The organism is Mycobacterium sp. SM3041 (assembly GCF_039668335.1).
Lineage (GTDB): Bacteria > Actinomycetota > Actinomycetes > Mycobacteriales > Mycobacteriaceae > Mycobacterium.
Window position 1 is genome coordinate 169,220 of record NZ_JAYXBQ010000076.1, and the last position, 16,014, is coordinate 185,233.

At 65.4% G+C, this 16,014-nt stretch carries 13 protein-coding genes; 9 read left to right on the forward strand and 4 right to left on the reverse strand.

Annotated features, from left to right (window positions below):
- Positions 1-8: 8 nt before the first annotated feature.
- From VXD91_RS26360 to VXD91_RS26370, 3 genes are read right to left on the reverse strand one after another with little or no spacing between them, the layout of a single operon-like run.
- Positions 9-1,358 carry an NAD-dependent succinate-semialdehyde dehydrogenase gene (locus VXD91_RS26360; RefSeq protein ID WP_212814738.1) on the reverse strand — a complete coding sequence of 450 codons (1,350 nt, stop codon included), beginning with the start codon at positions 1,356-1,358 and terminating at the stop codon, positions 9-11.
- Positions 1,359-1,360: 2 nt separating this feature from the next.
- Positions 1,361-2,923: a class I adenylate-forming enzyme family protein gene (locus tag VXD91_RS26365; protein ID WP_212813750.1), complete on the reverse strand. Its 1,563-nt coding sequence runs from the start codon at positions 2,921-2,923 to the stop codon at positions 1,361-1,363.
- Positions 2,920-4,065, reverse strand: a complete 1,146-nt coding sequence (locus tag VXD91_RS26370) for a saccharopine dehydrogenase NADP-binding domain-containing protein (protein ID WP_212813748.1) — start codon at positions 4,063-4,065, stop codon at positions 2,920-2,922. Before VXD91_RS26370 ends, VXD91_RS26365 begins: the two co-directional genes overlap by 4 nt.
- 256 nt (positions 4,066-4,321) lie before the next feature.
- On the opposite strand from VXD91_RS26370, the gene VXD91_RS26375 reads away from it, so the two are divergent.
- The 6 genes from VXD91_RS26375 to VXD91_RS26400 all read left to right on the forward strand — a co-directional run bounded on the left by VXD91_RS26375 (position 4,322) and on the right by VXD91_RS26400 (position 10,736).
- Positions 4,322-5,008: a TetR/AcrR family transcriptional regulator gene (locus VXD91_RS26375; RefSeq protein WP_212813746.1), complete on the forward strand. Its 687-nt coding sequence runs from the start codon at positions 4,322-4,324 to the stop codon at positions 5,006-5,008.
- Positions 5,009-5,416: 408 nt separating this feature from the next.
- The gene (locus tag VXD91_RS26380) at positions 5,417-6,691 is read left to right on the forward strand and encodes an MFS transporter (protein WP_212814737.1); all 1,275 of its coding nucleotides are present in this window, start codon (positions 5,417-5,419) and stop codon (positions 6,689-6,691) included.
- A 217-nt stretch (positions 6,692-6,908) separates the two neighbouring features.
- Positions 6,909-7,613, forward strand: coding sequence for a transporter (locus VXD91_RS26385; protein ID WP_212813744.1), 705 nt, complete (start codon positions 6,909-6,911; stop codon positions 7,611-7,613).
- A gap of 101 nt (positions 7,614-7,714) precedes the next feature.
- Entirely contained in the window at positions 7,715-8,281 is a 567-nt protein-coding gene (locus VXD91_RS26390; RefSeq protein WP_234880711.1) for an MspA family porin, read from the forward strand.
- A gap of 210 nt (positions 8,282-8,491) precedes the next feature.
- Complete coding sequence (locus tag VXD91_RS26395) at positions 8,492-8,872, forward strand: hypothetical protein (RefSeq protein WP_212813742.1); 381 nt, start codon at positions 8,492-8,494, stop codon at positions 8,870-8,872.
- Between the two features lie 475 nt (positions 8,873-9,347).
- Positions 9,348-10,736: a flavin monoamine oxidase family protein gene (locus VXD91_RS26400; RefSeq protein WP_212814736.1), complete on the forward strand. Its 1,389-nt coding sequence runs from the start codon at positions 9,348-9,350 to the stop codon at positions 10,734-10,736.
- A gap of 105 nt (positions 10,737-10,841) precedes the next feature.
- Here VXD91_RS26400 and VXD91_RS26405 read toward each other — a convergent pair whose 3' ends face one another.
- Entirely contained in the window at positions 10,842-11,633 is a 792-nt protein-coding gene (locus VXD91_RS26405) for an SGNH/GDSL hydrolase family protein (protein ID WP_212813740.1), read from the reverse strand.
- 246 nt (positions 11,634-11,879) lie between these two features.
- Here VXD91_RS26405 and VXD91_RS26410 point away from each other — a divergent pair, with 246 nt between their 5' ends.
- The 3 genes from VXD91_RS26410 to VXD91_RS26420 all read left to right on the forward strand — a co-directional run bounded on the left by VXD91_RS26410 (position 11,880) and on the right by VXD91_RS26420 (position 15,991).
- A complete protein-coding gene (locus VXD91_RS26410) occupies positions 11,880-13,451 on the forward strand; it encodes an NAD(P)/FAD-dependent oxidoreductase (protein ID WP_212813737.1) in 1,572 nt (523 codons plus the stop codon).
- On the forward strand, positions 13,448-14,512 hold the full coding sequence (locus VXD91_RS26415) for an alpha/beta hydrolase (RefSeq protein ID WP_212813735.1): 1,065 nt from the start codon (positions 13,448-13,450) through the stop codon (positions 14,510-14,512). Before VXD91_RS26410 ends, VXD91_RS26415 begins: the two co-directional genes overlap by 4 nt.
- Positions 14,513-14,638: 126 nt before the next feature.
- A complete protein-coding gene (locus tag VXD91_RS26420) occupies positions 14,639-15,991 on the forward strand; it encodes a citrate:proton symporter (protein ID WP_318986110.1) in 1,353 nt (450 codons plus the stop codon).
- The last annotated feature ends 23 nt before the right edge of the window (positions 15,992-16,014 follow it).

Below are 16,014 nucleotides of genomic sequence, written 5' to 3' on the forward strand. Positions count from 1 at the left end.
GTCGGCGGCTAGCCGCGAAGAGTGCGGATGAGCTTCTTGTTGGCGAACTCTTCGATCCCCGCCCGGCCGAGTTCGCGCCCGAAGCCGGATCGCTTGACGCCGCCGAAGGGCAGTTCCATGCTGTCGAGACCGACGCCGTTGACGAACACCATGCCTGCCTCGATCTGGTCGGCGACGCGTATCGCCTGCCCGGGGTCCGTGGTGAAGACGTATGAGCCCAGTCCGTAGGGCGTGTTGTTCGCCAGCTCGACAGCCTCGGCTTCGGACCCGGCTCGATAGATGGTGGCCACCGGACCGAACAGTTCCTCGGTGGACGACGGCGACGTCGGCGCTACGTCGGTCAGCACGGCGGGCGGGAAGTACGCCCCCTCTCGCTCGCCATCGCGAACCAGCGTCGCGCCGTCTGCGACAGCGCGCCGGACCTGTTCTTCCAGTCGCTCGGCGGCGGCAACCGAGGACAGCGGAGCAAGCGAGCCGGCCTGGGCCAGAACCTGTTCCGTGAACGCATCCACGAACGGTTCGTACAGATCGTCGGCAACGATGAACCGCTTTGCGGCGTTACACGCCTGACCCGCATTTTCGAATCGGGCGGCTACCGCGGCCCGCACGGTGGCATCGAGGTCATCCGATGACAGCACGATGAACGGGTCCGAGCCACCCAACTCGAGCACCACCTTCTTCAGGTTCCGACCCGCTACTTCCGCGACTGCTGCGCCGGCCCGTTCAGAACCGGTGAAGGAGACACCTCGCACCCTGGGGTCGGCGATGGCGCCGGCGACCTGTTCATTGGTCGCATAGGTGTTGACGTAGCAGCCTTCGGGAAAGCCGGCGTCGACGAAGATCTGCTGCAATGCGGCGGCTGATTCCGGGCACTGCGGCGCGTGTTTGAGCACGATCGTGTTGCCCAGAGCGAGATTCGGCGCGGCGAATCGGGCGACCTGGTAGTACGGGTAGTTCCACGGCATGATGCCCAACAACACGCCGATCGGCTGGCGGCGGACGAACGCCGTTCCCTCTCCCTCGATGAGCTCGATCGGCTCGTCCGCGAGGAATGTGGCGGCGTTGTCCGCGTAGTACTCGTAGATGGCTGCGCTGAATTCGACTTCACCGATGGCCTGGTCGAGGGACTTGCCCATCTCGCGGCGGATGATTTCGGCAAGTTCGCCGCTGCGCGAGTTGTGCAGTGCGGCAACTTTTCTCAGTAGGTCAGCGCGCTCACTGACGGATGCCTTCCTCGACCAACCCTGATAAGCGTTCTCAGCCGCTCCGAGCGCGGCAGCCACCGCCGCATCTGTCGCCGTGGGGTACTCCCGGACCAGTTCGCCGGTCGCCGGGTCGGTCACGACATACAACGACATGTTCATTTCGCTGACTCCTGTTCGTGCTCAATTGATTTCGGTTGAAGTGCTGCTTCGAAGTCCGCACGCAGGGCCTTGCGATCGAACTTGCCGGAGGCGTTGAGGGGAAGCGCGTCGTACACGACCCAACGGTCGGGAATCGCATAGTCGGGCAGGCAAGTGCGCAGAAACCCGACGAGTTCCTGCTCATCGAACGCCGCGCCGGCGCGCGTCTCGATGGCGACCGCGACACGCTGCTGGAGAATGTCGTCGGCGTACCCGAAAGCGCATGCGGCCGCGACGGTTTCGTGGCGAGCGATGTGGGACTCGACGAATGTCGGCATGATCTTCTCGCCGCCGCGGTTGATGACGTCGTCTGCCCGGCCGTGCAGCCACAGCAGGCCGTCGCCGTCGATCCGGCCGACATCGCCAGTGCGCAGCCACTGCCCGGTCATCTTCTCCGCCGTCAGCCGCGGCTCGTCCCAGTAACCGAGCATGCGCGTCGGCCCACTCAGCCACACTTCGCCCAACCCGCCGGGCGCCACGTCATCGCCCGACTCGTCGACGATGCGTAATTGGACGCCGGGCAACGGCAGTCCCACGGACTCGGCTTTCGTCGCCGCCAGATCGCTGGGCAGGAACGTGCACACCGACGTGAACTCGCTCAGCCCGTACGCGTGCACCAGCTTGAGATGCGGCCACCGCTGCTGCAGCTCCTGCACCCAGGCCTCGGGCATGGCGCTGCCGCCGTACATGATTGCGCGGACGCCGCTGAAGATCGCGTCGGCCTCGTCGTGCAGCATCAGCATTCTCAGCATGCTCGGCACCGCTGCGAGGAACGTGACCGGGTGCGCCATCAGTTCTGTTGCCGCGTCGCCGGTCCGATAGCGCCGCAGGAGACTGATCGTCCCTCCGGATGCGACCATGTGCGCCAATTGATCCGCGAAGCCCGTGTTGTGAAAGATGGGTACGACGATCAAGGTGCTGTCGTCCGGTCCCGTTTCGAAGTAATCCGAGAACGCGTATGCCAGCTCGGCCATCGCGGCGCTGCTGATGACCGCACCCTTGGGAATCCCGGTGGTACCTGAGGTGAAGCTGATGAGGGCGGGGATCTCGCCCCCATCTGAATGGTCGCTTGCGGCAACCGATTCGAGACTGCTGCGGCTTGTCTCGCGCAGAAGCTCCGACAGCTCCAGGTACTGTGCACCGGTCCGGGTGGCGAGATCGGTTCCCCCGAGGCCGGCATCGTGAAGCACCAACTTGGCATCGACCTTCGCGATCTGCGCGACGACCTGACTCTGCGCGAGACGGGTATTCATCGGGACGACGATCACGTGCGCGCGCTGACATCCGAGAAACGCGACAACCCATTCCAGGCAGTTTTCGCCGAGCAGCACAACGCGATCACCCATGCGCACACCGCGATCGAGGAGTAGGACGCCGAAGCGCGTCATCGCGTCATCGAGTTCCGACCACGTCAGAGTCGTTTCCCCGCAACGTAGTGCGATGGCATTCGGCCGCGTGTCGGCCCAGTGCGCAACGGCGCCCGACAGGCTGGTGTGTCCGGTCTGCGGTGAGCGGATCATCGGCGTACTTCGGTCAGAGTCTGGATACCCGGCCCGAACCCGCCCAGCGATCGTCCGATGCGCTCGAACTCTCTGAGCGCGAACTGCCACGGGAGGACCTCCGGTCCCCACGCCCCCGGCGGCGGGCATTCGCGCAGCGCGGCGAGTGCGGCAACAGCGGCGCCGAGGCCGGTACCACGGGACATCGGCGCGTCGTCGACGAGTGCGAGCGCCCCCTGGACCCGAGCGCCGTCGAGAACTTGAATCAGCAACGCCGTCAACGCTTTACCGGCCTTCGGCGCGGAAGCGGCCTGGTGGCGGGCCCACATCAGCTTCCAGAGGAACTCGGCCGGCTCGACATCGTGACCGGCGATGTCCACCAGGACGTCATTGTGACCGAATCCGATGCGACCCAACGTCGAAAACGCCGCGTTGGCCCAGTCGGGCCGCAGCGATCCCTTACAACTCGCGTTGCGCAACTGCGGGAAGAATCTGCTGAGGGTTCGCGGTTCCGGGTGCGCCGTGTCGAAGGCATCGATGACACCGAGTGGCTCGGGAAAGGTGAAGGTACCCGCGGTTTCCGGAACAAAGCCGGGCGACTGCACCCACTGTCCGTCCCGCCACACCGGGCACGGCGTCACCGCCATGTGGAGCATGTGGCGCAGCGGAGCCAGTCCGCCGGGGTCGCGCTCGTGTGTTGCCCACACCACCTGGACGCCGTCGCTGTCGGGAAATTCGTCGAGCAGGCGGGCAGCGCACCAGTTGGACACCCCGGGCGACCAGCCGGCACCGCTGATGAGCGCGACGCCGGCGCGCTGGGCCTCGGCGTCCAGGGCCAGGACGGTTTCGGTCGCCTCGAGGTCGTCACCGATATCGATATAGGTCGTGCCTGACCGCAGCGCGGCCTGGGCGAGGCCGTCGGATCCGGCGAAGAACGGTCCGGAAAGGTTGAGCACCACGTCGACACCTTTGAGGTCCACCGACTCCGCGGTGACGTCGACGACGCGCCCCCGGACGCGCGCCGGATCCAGCGACTCGGCACGCTGGACAGCTTCGGGCGCCCGATCCATCGCCAGGAACTGCGCATCCGGGAGTTGCTCGAGAAGGATCCGCAGCGCGGCGCTCCCCATCTGCCCCAGTCCGGCAATACCCACTGACACCATGTCGAACCTCTTCCAATATCGCAGGTTCACCATCAGTACCTGCACGAACGAACATTCGTTAAGCTAGCGTTGGCCGTGGCTTCCGTCAATAGGTGACGCAGAGTCAATTGCCGACAGCCCGGCCACGACACCCCGACAACCGCAGCTGCAGGCGAAGATCCGCTCGGCACACAGACCGGCGACACCGGGCACACCGTTGAGCCGGGTACGCACTCGAGCGCCGTAACCTTGGACTCAGCTGCCAACAGGAGGAAAGATGACCGCCGCACGAGGAACCTCGGCTCGGCCCGCCTCGAGCGCTTCGGAACTCGACCGCTCAGCCGACATTGCCAACCTCGGCCGGGTCTTCGATCTGGATGTCATGCGCGAACGCATCCTGGCAGCGGCCATCACCAACGTCGCCGATCACGGATTCGGTGCGTTCACAGTCCGGGAAGTCGCGGCCGTCGCCGGCATCAAAGCACCCGGACTCTACAGCCACTTTCCGTCGAAGGAGGCAATCCTCACCGAGGCGGTCTCCCGGGTGCTGGCCGACTTCCTGGAAAACTCAACGCATGTCGACGGTGTCGATCCCGAAGCAGACCTGCGCGAGACGGTACGACAGCACGTGCTTTACCAAATGCACAACATGCACATCGCCCGCGTGGCGGATCTCGTTCTCTACACCGCCTCCGCCGGCCAGTTCTTGTCGACCGGCGACTACGACAGATTGCTGGCCCTGCAGAGCGCCCACCTGAATCTGGTGCGCGATCGCGTGACAGCCTTCGCGCCCGACGTGTCGGAAACCAAGGTCACCGTCGCCTCCATGGCGATCATCGCGATGTGCGATCGTGTCGCGAACTGGTTCCCGGCAGACGGTGCGCGCGACCCCGAAGAACTGGCCGACCTGCATTGGCAGCTGGTACGCGCCATGCTCGTCGGGCTCGGACCGAACCACTCCTAACAGCGGCGGGTCACCGTCTCGCCACCCGGTCTGCTACCCGGGGCGGTCCCCATCCACTGCGCCGTCCGAGCATCGGGCCGCCAGCCAGCCATCTCTGCGTGGCGAATCATCACTGCACGCCTAAATCTCAAGGGCGCGAATGCTATTCGTGAATGATTCGGAGAGCCGCGGACGACGAAACCAACCAACCGTTGACACGACTTTCGCGCGGCAGTAACCTACGTCACTCATACGAACGAATATTCGTTCGGTCACACCTCCCGTAGTCCGCCGACGTAGTCGGGCGCAATCCGGATTTGATCAACAAAAGGACAGCAGATGAGTCTGCCCGAGTTGGCGGCCACGCGTGCCGCTGCCGCAGGTGCCGTCGCGTGGGTCTTGATTCGACGTAATACCAAACAGCGCAATATGTTTCATGCTCATGCCGCATGGCCCACGGGTGTCCCGGAAGAACGGGTGAGCCGCAACGGCATCCAGGACACGCGCGAAAGCTCCCGCGTCGAGGCGCACGTGAAGAGCCGGTGGTCGGTCTTCGCCGCGTACGGGCTCCTGGCCGCCGCCACGCAGGCACTCGTGGTGAACTACGCGCCCGTGACCGGCGACGCGGCCCGGCATTTCGGCGTGTCAATCGCCGCAATCGGTTGGCTGTCACAGGTTTTCCCGCTGATCTACGTGCTGCTCGCCATACCCGCAGGCCTGGCACTCGATCGGTTCTTCCGCCCGGCCCTCATCGCAGGCGCGGTACTCACCGCGGCCGGCGCGTTCCTGCGGCTGGTCGCCGGTGACTTCACCTGGACGCTGATCGGACAAATGGTCGCAGCGGTGGGTCAGCCCTTCGTCCTCAACGCGATCCCCGGCCTCGCCGTCAGCTACCTCGCCGTAAAGGACCGCGCCACCGGCATCGCCGCCGCGTCCTCCGCCACGTTCGGTGGGATGGTCGTGGGATATCTGCTCGGCGCGTGCCTCCCGGGCGAAAACCACATCCACACCTTGACCGTCATCACTGCACTGCTCGCCCTGGACGCCGGGCTGTGTCTCCTGGCGGCGCTTCGCTTCGCACAGCCACTGGGCGGTCCAGAGTCCATTCGCACGACTGGAGGACTTCGGGCCTTCCGCACCGCATTCGGCAACCGCTATCTGCGGCGCTTGTGCGCGGTCGTCGCCATCCCGATGGGCACGTTCATCGCACTCGCCACCTTCGTACAGCCACTGCTCGAGCCCTCGGGTGTCTCAGAATCGACCGCCGGCCTCGTTTTGGCCGTCACCATGATTGCCGGGGTCATCGGCTGCGCCGTCGTACCGGTGTGGGCCGACCGGCACCGCCGGGAAGTCCAGATCATGGGCGTCGGAATCGGTTTCACCGCGGTGGCGTGCCTACACCTGGCGCTGGCACCCAGTACGACGATGGCCTTCCTCACCCTGATCGGGGTGGGCTTCGTGCTACTGCCGGCGCTGCCCATCGTGCTCGCCTTGAGTGAGCGCCACGCTCCCGATGCCGAGAGCACCGCGGCGGGACTCATCTGGATGGCCGGCAATCTGGGCGGCGTCGTCATCGCCACCGCCGTCGGATTGCTCGTCACGCATCCCGCGACCGCTTTCCTCACTCTGGCCGCGGCGACCCTCATCGCGATGCCGGCACTTCGCTGGTTCGACCGACTACAGCGCCACGAAACTGCCCCCTGAGCTCTTGGGCGGCCACTAACCAGAGTGGGCCACACAGCGGGAATTCAGATATGTGCACCATGCACCGCTCCCGCCCCAAAAGAGGTGAGCACCGTCGTTGTGACCCAGCTCACCAGACCGCGACAGTAGTGCACCACCTGACGAGCAACGGCGGGAAACCCCTCCCGCCACTTGGCGGCGTCCCGCCATCAACCGCACTTCGAGAGGAATCACCACCATGACGGACCTTGTGTTCCTGGCAGCCGCGGTATGGCTGGCGGCCGTCGGCTACTACATCGGATGGAAGTTCATCCGCGACTACGGCAACTACCTTCTCGGCCTGGAATCCTTGATCGTTGGAATTTCTGCCACCAACTTCCTCGTCGGGTCGCTGCTCGGCGCCGCGGAGGGCGGGATCGCCTTCGACGTCTCCTTCTTCCTCGACGCGTTCTCCCGGTCGGTCGGTTTCACGCTGATCCTCGTCATGGGCCTGATGGCGGTCACCCATCGGTACAAGCCGACAGTCGCTGTCGAGGTCGGCGTCTTCGGACTGGCCGCCGTCGCCGCGATGTTCCTGAAGAAGTTCCACGACGAGACACTCCACGTCGGACCGGCAACGTTCTACCTGGTGGCCAATCTGCTGACGACAGCATTCCTGGCTTACTTCGCCAAGAAGGTCTGGGACGCCGGCGCCCGAAAGATCGCAGTCGCAACAGGTTTGGTCACTGCTGCCGCGACGGCCATCGCGATCACCTATGACTTCTGCCCGCTCCCCTTCGACGACCACAACCGCACGTTCTTCTACACCGCTGCGCTGGCGACGTGGGGCGCCCAGGGGGTCATCTACCTTCGCGCCTACCGCGCGCTGTATGCCCACAACGTCGCCGCGGACGCGGGCACAACCTCGAGTTATCGAAAAGACCTCCGGCACAGCCTCGGATGAAGACGACACACCAAAATGAAAGGAAAACAATGAGATTGAAGGTTGCACCCTCTCCCGTCCTTGCCGCTGCGGCAGTGGCTGCGTCGGTGGCGAGCCTGTGCATGGCACCGGCAGTACATGCCGCGCCGGTCGACATGGCTCCGCAGGTCTACGACAAGGTGTCCCCGGACGGCTGGCATCTGAATCTGCAGATCAAGAACGAGGTCGTGAACTCTGTTCCCAATCTCGCGGCGGCGGCCAACTCGCGTGAAGCATTTGTCACTGCCACCGCGACCGCAACGGCGACCGGTGGTGGAAATCCGATCCAGGACAGCCTCTTCATCCTCGGCTATCAATTGGGTTGCCAATCGGACGTTTCGGCAGGTTTGGTCATGGGCGGCACCGGCGGCGTTGCCGGTTCAGCGGGCGTACCGTCCGGCGTCGGCGGCACCATCGGCGCTGCGGGCTTCCTGGAAACCATTGTCCAGCCTGGCGTCATCGTCGATCTGCCGATGACCAACATGGCGCTGAGCCCGGGCAACACCGCGTCTCTGGGCGTTGACAATCTGCACATCAAAGCCGATGCCTGTGGCGGCGACGTCAACATCCGCTCATACGCATACTTGCGCATTTCGACTGCGGCCAGCCACTTCTCGTACGCCATCTACGGCGACCCGATCAAGATCTGACGTCCCACGAGAAAGGAGAGCTCTGTGTCACAACTCCGAGTCGGTCGATTCGTCGCGGGCAGTGCGATGATTTTCACGATGGGTTCAGTCTGCAGCGCTGTCGCGAGCGCGGACCCGATTCTGCCGTTTCTCCCGGGAACGCCTACCGCCCCCTATCCCGGGGCATATACCTACGAATTCGGCACGGGCGCATACACCTATCCCCCGCACATGACCGACACCCGCGGGGTGCGAACCAGCGGGCCCACCGCGGATCCCACGCAGACCAGCGTGAGTCTGCCTAATAGCAAGCCCGGTCCGTCAGCGCCCAATCAGTCGTTCATCCTGAACTACACCAACATGCGCTACGGAGTGCAGGGTGGCATCGTGCCACCCGACAGCACCTCGGCCCTCCTACAGTCCGACACCGGCACGCTACCGGGCATGGTCTCCAATGCGGGGCCGTGGCCGCAGCCCCTGTTGGAAAGTCCCACCGGGACACCACCGAAGACGGGGGTGCCCACCGGCGAGGCGACAAATGCGGCCCCGCCGAGCTACCCGCAACTTGAGCCGCCCGCCCAGCCCGCGCCCACTCAGCAGTCTGCGCAATAACGATGGCCACCGTACTCAACTCGGTCTCGATCCGGACCGCGGCAGTTCTTCTCGTCATCGGCTTGTTTACCGCGGACTGCGGCAACGAAGACCAACGGGCGCCCAGCTCGACGGCGCCCACGAGCACCTCCCCCGTCCAACCCACAGAGAAAGGCCTGTTACCGCCGGAGGCTCCGCCCTTCACCTCACCACCTCCACCGACCGACCCCAACAGAGCCGTCACATCGCCCTCTCGCCGATGATCAGGGGTGCACGGTGCACCCCTGCACGACGGAAGTCGGTGGCCGTTGTCGTGGCCACGTCGAATCATCGCTGGCGACACTGAACCTGTCAGTAGCGAGATGCGGAGATTGCCAGGGTGATCCGCTGCGGGCGGCAGTTCATCATTGCGCAGGTGCTGACCGACACTGCCGCCCGCTGCATCTCGCGTCATTCAACCGCGAGTGCGATGGAGGAAACCGTGAAAGAGCAGACCTTGTCGAAATCACCTGAGGGCGACGCCGAAGTCGCATCGGTCGACGTCGTGATTGTCGGTGCGGGCTTCGCCGGCCTGAGCGCCGCGGATCGGCTCTCCAGTCAGGGTGTATCAGTTCTCGTCGTAGAAGGCCGTGACCGGGTCGGTGGCCGTTCGTACTCAGGGGAAGTGGCCGGTGTCAAGGTCGACCTGGGTGCAACCTGGGTTGCCCAGCGCCACAACGCAATCCGTGACCTGATGGAGCGCTTGGGATGTTCGCTGACCCCTCAGTTCGATGAAGGGCTCAACGTTCTCTGGATGGCCGGGGAACGCCAGACCTACACCGGCACCCTGCCGACGACCGGACCGGTGGACGCCGAGGACCTGGGCCGCATCCTGATGGAGCTGACCACATTGCTGGACACCATCGACGTCAACGCCGCCTGGAAATCCCCCGACGCCGGTCAGCTCGACGCGATCTCGTTCGGCGAATGGTTGGACCGGCAGCAGGCCGCGACCAGCACACGTGCCCTGATGTTCATCGTCACCAGGGTGCAGTGGGGCTGCAGCCCGCTCGACGTGTCACTGCTGCATGTGTTGCGCTACATCCAGGCCGTGGGCGGGCTCGATCACATGCTCGCCGTCGAAGGCGGACAGCAGGAGTTCCGCGTCACCGAAACCACGCAGGAGATCGCCAAGCGGCTCGCGGCGCAGATCGGCGACCGAATTGTGCTGAACACCCAGGTCCGCGAGATCTCCCAAGACGACAACGGCGTCACGGTCTTTACCGACTCGGGAGAGATCAGCGCCAAGTACGCCATCGTCACCGCGGCCCCTGAGCATCGGGCGTACATCGAGTACCACCCCGCCCTGCCCGCCAAGACCGAGGGGCTCACGACGAGCTTCCCGATGGGTGCCCTGAGCAAGGCATTCGTCGCCTACGACAAGCCCTTCTGGCGGTCCGAGGGGCTTTCGGGTGAGGCATTGACCGATACCGCGCCGGTGTTCATCACCTTCGACGTGTCCCCCGGCGATGGCGGGCCGGGCATCCTGATGGTCTTCTGCACCGCTCGGGTGTACGACGGCTTCGGTCCGGACGTTCGGCGGAAACTGGTGCTCGACCAGTTGGTCGAACTGTACGGCGAGCAGGCCGGCAGCCCCATCGACTACATCGATCACTGTTGGGGCACAGAACCTTTCGCCCCGGGTGGCCCGCATCCGGCCGCGCCGCCTTTTGCATCGGTGAACTACGGCGAGGCCCTCACCACGCCGCACGGGCGCATCCACTGGGCGGGCACGGAAACCGCGGGCGAGTGGGCCGGGACCATGAACGGCGCCATCCTGACCGGTCTGCACACCGCCGAGCAGATCGCCCAACGACTGGGCCGCCCCGCAGAAGTCTCGGCATAACCGTCGGGCGCCCCTCGGGTACGAGCAGACGGGCCAAGCACCGTCGGCCCTACTCACCCCCCGAGGGGCGCCGATGCCAATCGGCCTTGGGGCGGCCTCGCGGCGTCATCTCGAAGGCTCACCAATTATGCGCAGTAGTTCGGTGGCAACGGCTTTCATCCCGTCTGCGGTCGGGTGAAACGAACTCGCGATGCGATGAACAGGCTGCAGGGGCTGGATCCACGGGGAAGGGCTACCGAGCTCGTGCCCGCGGCCGAACCGGGATGCCTGCGCGAGATCGGTTCCGGTTTGTTCTGCGACGTCGGTGAATACGCGCGACAGCTGATCGTGAATTGCCGCGAGAGCGTCGACGACAGCTTTGTCGAACGGAACATCCATGAAAGGCACGGTCATGTCACCGACCATCGGGAGATAGTCGACGAGAATGACACGTGCTTCCGGTGCGCGCGAACGTGTTTCGGTCACGATGCGGGCCAGTCCCGCGGCGGCCTTGTTCTGCTGCTCCACGGTCGCCGTGGGAACGTCGGCGGGAATCCACCGCTGCAGGAGTCCGCGCGTGTAGCGATTCAGCGTGAAATGGACGCCCAGCTTGACCGCAGAACCCAGGTACTCCAGATCGTTGCCGGCGGCCGTTATCAGTACCAGGTCGGCGTCAACGGGCAGCGAGAGAATCTGCGGCGCGAACTTCACGAGTCCGACGCGCTGCGGCGTATCCAGGACGGTTGACGTCGTCGCGCCCGAAACCGTCAGATCGGTGAGTTCGGCGCCGAGGGCACGCGCCAATACGTGCGCGTAGTTGTTGCCCGAACGCATCGCAGCGCGGTTGACGACCGGTTGGATGCCTGGGCCGGCGGCATAGGAGCTGCCGAGTGCAGCGATCCTGCGGTACGTGGTCATGGCGGTGCACCTCTATCTGTCCGGACGCGCATGCGATGGTACGGCCCGTCCCACCAACCCGGGGTCGGTTGGCCGATGCCGGCACCGCAGTCGGTTCAGCCGAGGACACACCTAATTCTGCGCGGTGCGAATCACACCGCTACCGGATACAGGTTGTTGCATTTCGGTGTGGTGCGCACCACGTCGGCCCCGGCAGTCTGAGGCACATCGCAAGGCGCCAGTGCCGGCGCAGGAAGGAAACGACAGATGAGCATCCCAGTACCCAACCCGGAGTACTACGACGTCGTCATCATCGGCGGCGGCATCTCGGGAATCGGCGCGGCGGCGTATCTAACCAAAGAGTTCCCGGCGAAGAAGATCGCACTGCTCGAGGGGCGCGCCGCCATCGGCGGGACGTGGGATCTGTTCCGGTACCCCGGCATTCGGTCCGACTCGGACCTGCACACCTTCGCATACGAGTTCAAGAGCTGGCGCGATGAGAAGGCGATCGCGGACGCACCGCTGATCCTGGACTACCTCAAGGAGACCGTCGAGGAGTACGGCCTCGACAAGATCATCAGGTACCGCCACCACGTCGTGGCCGCCGCATGGTCGAGCGACGACGCGGAATGGGTCCTGACTGTCGAGGTGACCGATGCCACCGGTGCGGTGCACAACGAGGTGATCAAGGCGGGGTGGGTCTACGCCGGCACGGGCTACTACCGGTACGACGAGGGGTACACCCCGGAGTTCGAGGGTCGCGACGACTTCGAGGGCGACATCATCCACCCACAGTTCTGGCCCGAGGACTACGACCACTCCGGCAAGAAGGTCGTCGTAATCGGCAGCGGCGCAACCGCAATCACGCTCATCCCGTCGCTCCTCAAGGGCGAGGGCGCTGCCGACCACGCCACCATGCTGCAGCGCACGCCGACGTACATCATGTCGCTGCCACGAGTCGACACGCTGAGCCTCAAGCTCACCCGGCTCCTCGGCGAGCGGCGCGGCTACCTCGCGACCCGATGGAAGAACGTGTTGCTCGACTGGGTGGTCGTCGAACTGATGACCACGTTCCCGAAGACCGCACGGCGCGTCATCCGCCACCTGAACAAGAAGCAACTGCCGGCGGGATTCGACGTGGACCGGCACTTCAACCCGCCGTATGACCCGTGGGACCAGCGCCTGTGCCTCGCGCCCGACGGCGACTTCTTCGCCTCGATCCGCGACGGCAGCGCGTCGGTGGTGACCGACCGGATCCGCCGCTTCACCAAGACCGGCATCGAACTCGAGTCCGGTGAGCACCTGCCGGCCGACCTCATCGTCACGGCGACCGGGCTGAACCTGCGGCTGTTCGGCGGCATCGACCTGACCGTCGACGGCCGACCGGTCGAGCTTTCCGACGCGGTGGTGTACCGCGGTGCCCTGCTGTCCGGTATCCCGAACTGGATGATGGCGATCGGCTACACCAAATCGTCCTGGACACTGAAGATTTCGCTGCTCGGCAAGAGCCTCATCGAGCTGCTCCGGTACATGGACACCCATGGGTACGACACCGTCGCGCCGTATGCGGCAGAGGGCGTCGGCACGCGGTCGATCCTCGACTTGGACGCCGGGTACATGCAACGCGCCAAGCGTGCGCTACCGCGCCAGGGCGACGGAATGCCCTGGCAGATGCGGAACGTGTTCCTGGAAGACCGGAAGATGTACCGGGGATCGATCATCGACGACAATCTGCGCTTCAACTCGCGGCTGGAACGTGAACTCGCCGTCGGCGGCACGCAAAACGAGGATCGCCGGGCCGAGATCAACCGGGCAGCGTCCGGACGAGTCGCGTCATGACGGCGACCCTTGCCGGACCCACGACGCCGGACCGCCGACTGACCGCGGCCGAGCTGATGCAGCGGAGCCTGTTCACGGCTCTGGGCCGGGCTCCGCAGGCCGTCCTCCGCCGGCTCGTCCCGCCGACCGTCAACGCCGACGGCGACGTGATGGCGCCGGAGATCGCACTGCTGATGCGCTTCGCCGCCGAGGAGCCTGATTTCAGTGACGGCACCGTGGCCGAGGCGCGCGCCATCATGGCGAACGACTGCCGGGTCTTCGCGGACAAATCCGAGAACGTGACGGTGGACGTGGACCCCGATATCGTTCTCCCCAGCGGTATTCGGGCCAGCCTGTATCGCCCGAAGGTGCGCTCCAACGGGCTCGTGCTGTTCCTGCACGGCGGCGGTTTCGTCCTCGGCAGTCGCCAGGATTACGACTCCCCCGCCCGCCTCATCGCGGCCGGCGCCGGCGTCAATGTCCTGTCGGTCGAGTATCGGCTCGCTCCGGAGGCGCCGTTTCCGGCGGCTGTCGACGATGCCTGGGACGCATGGCATTTCGCCGTCGCCCGCTGCACCGACTGGGGCATCGATCCGGCGCGGATCGTCCTGCTTGGTGACAGCGCCGGCGCGAATCTCTGTGCGGTGCTGTCGAACAAACTCCAGGGCGACGCATTGCTGCCCCGGATGCAAGTGCTGATGTATCCGGTCGTCGATGCCGTGGGCAGCTACCGTTCGCGTGCGGAGTTCGCCGACAACCCCGCGCTGACCGCCAAGCAGATCGCGTGGCTGTCCGAGCTGTACGTCCCCGATGCCGATGACGGCTCCGACCCACGGGTCTCACCGATTCTGGCGGAGGACCTCTCCGGGGTGCCGCCGACGCTCGTCACCGTCGCCGGTTTCGACACCTTGCGGGACGAGGGCATCGCATACGCCCAGCGGCTCAAGGACTTCGGCGTCCCGACCCGCCTGCTACGAGAAAGCGGCCTGGTGCACGGGTACATCTCCATGACCCAGATCAGCCCAGCAGCCCGCGATGCGGTGAGCCGCGTCGCCGCCGCGATCCGACACGCCCTGCGCTAGTCACCCGGCAACACAACACCGAGCGAAACGCGCAAAAGCGCGACTAATACGTACAAGCTCGCATTGTGATGCCGGTTACAGCGACCCTTCTGAGATTGCTCCAGTCACACCCTCAGGAGATAGCTGATGTTGGTTGCCCTCGGCCTGACCATGGTCGCCGCCTTCATGGTCGTCATCATGACCAAACGCGCCACGCCCATCGTGGCGCTGATCGCCGTTCCCGTGACCTTCGGCCTGCTGGCGGGAGCGGGCAGCGGGATCGGGAAGATGATCACCGACGGCATCAAGGACCTGGCGCCCACCGCCGCGATGCTGTTCTTCGCGATCGTGTTCTTCGGGATCATGATCGATGTCGGGCTGTTCGATCCGGTCGTCCGCACCGTGATCCGCGTGGTGGACCACGATCCGGCGCGACTGGTGGTCGGCACCGCGGTGCTCGCCGCGGTGGTCTCGCTCGACGGTGACGGTTCGACGACGTTCATCGTCACGGTCTCCGCGCTTCTGCCGCTGTATCTGAAGCTGGGTGTCAGCCCGGTGGTGCTCACCGTGGTCGCCGGGTTGGCGAACGGCACCATGAACATCGTGCCGTGGGGCGGCCCGACGGCCCGCGCGGCGGCCGCGCTGAAGATCTCTCCGTCCGAGGTGTTCGTCCCGATGATCCCGTCGCTGATCGCCGGAATGTTCATCGTGCTGGCCTTCGCGTGGCACCTGGGAGTGCTGGAACGCAAGCGGATCGGTTCGATCGTGGTTCGCGAGCGGGTCCTGGCGGGTGTCGGTGCCGGCCCGGAACCGGCGGGCCTCGGCGGCGGCGACGCATTCGAGGGCGCCGCCGACGACTCGGGCGCGATCTCCGGCGCGTTCGCCCGACCAAAGCTGTTGTGGTTCAACGCCATTGTCACCGTCGCGCTGCTCGCGGTGCTCACCATGGACATCCTGCCGATCCCGGTGCTCTTCATGATCGCCGCCGCCGTGGCCCTCATGGTGAACTTCCCGCAAGTGGCCGAACAGCAGGCCGCGATCACCCGGCATTCGTCGTCGATCGTGTCGGTGGTGGGCATGGTGTTCGCCGCCGCGGTATTGACCGGAGTGTTCAAGGGCACCGGCATGGTGGAAGCGGTGGCCACCTGGGTCACCGGCATCATCCCCGAGTCGATGGGTCCGCACCTCGGCGTGATCACCGGTGTGCTGTCCATCCCGTTCACGTTCCTGATGTCCAACGACGCCTTCTACTTCGGCGTCCTGCCGGTGCTCTCGGAGACCGCGAGCCACTACGGGATCAGCGCGGCCGAGATGGCGCGGGCCTCGATCACCGGACAGCCGTTCCATATGCAGAGCCCACTGGTCCCGGCGATCCTGCTGCTGGTCGCGCTGGCCGGCGTGGGGCTCGCCGATCACCACAAGAAGGTGTTGTGGCGCGCGGCGGTGGTCTCGCTGACGATGCTCGTGGTGGGCGTCGCCCTCGGCCAGATACCGCTCTGACGCACCGATCCGCGGCCGATCCG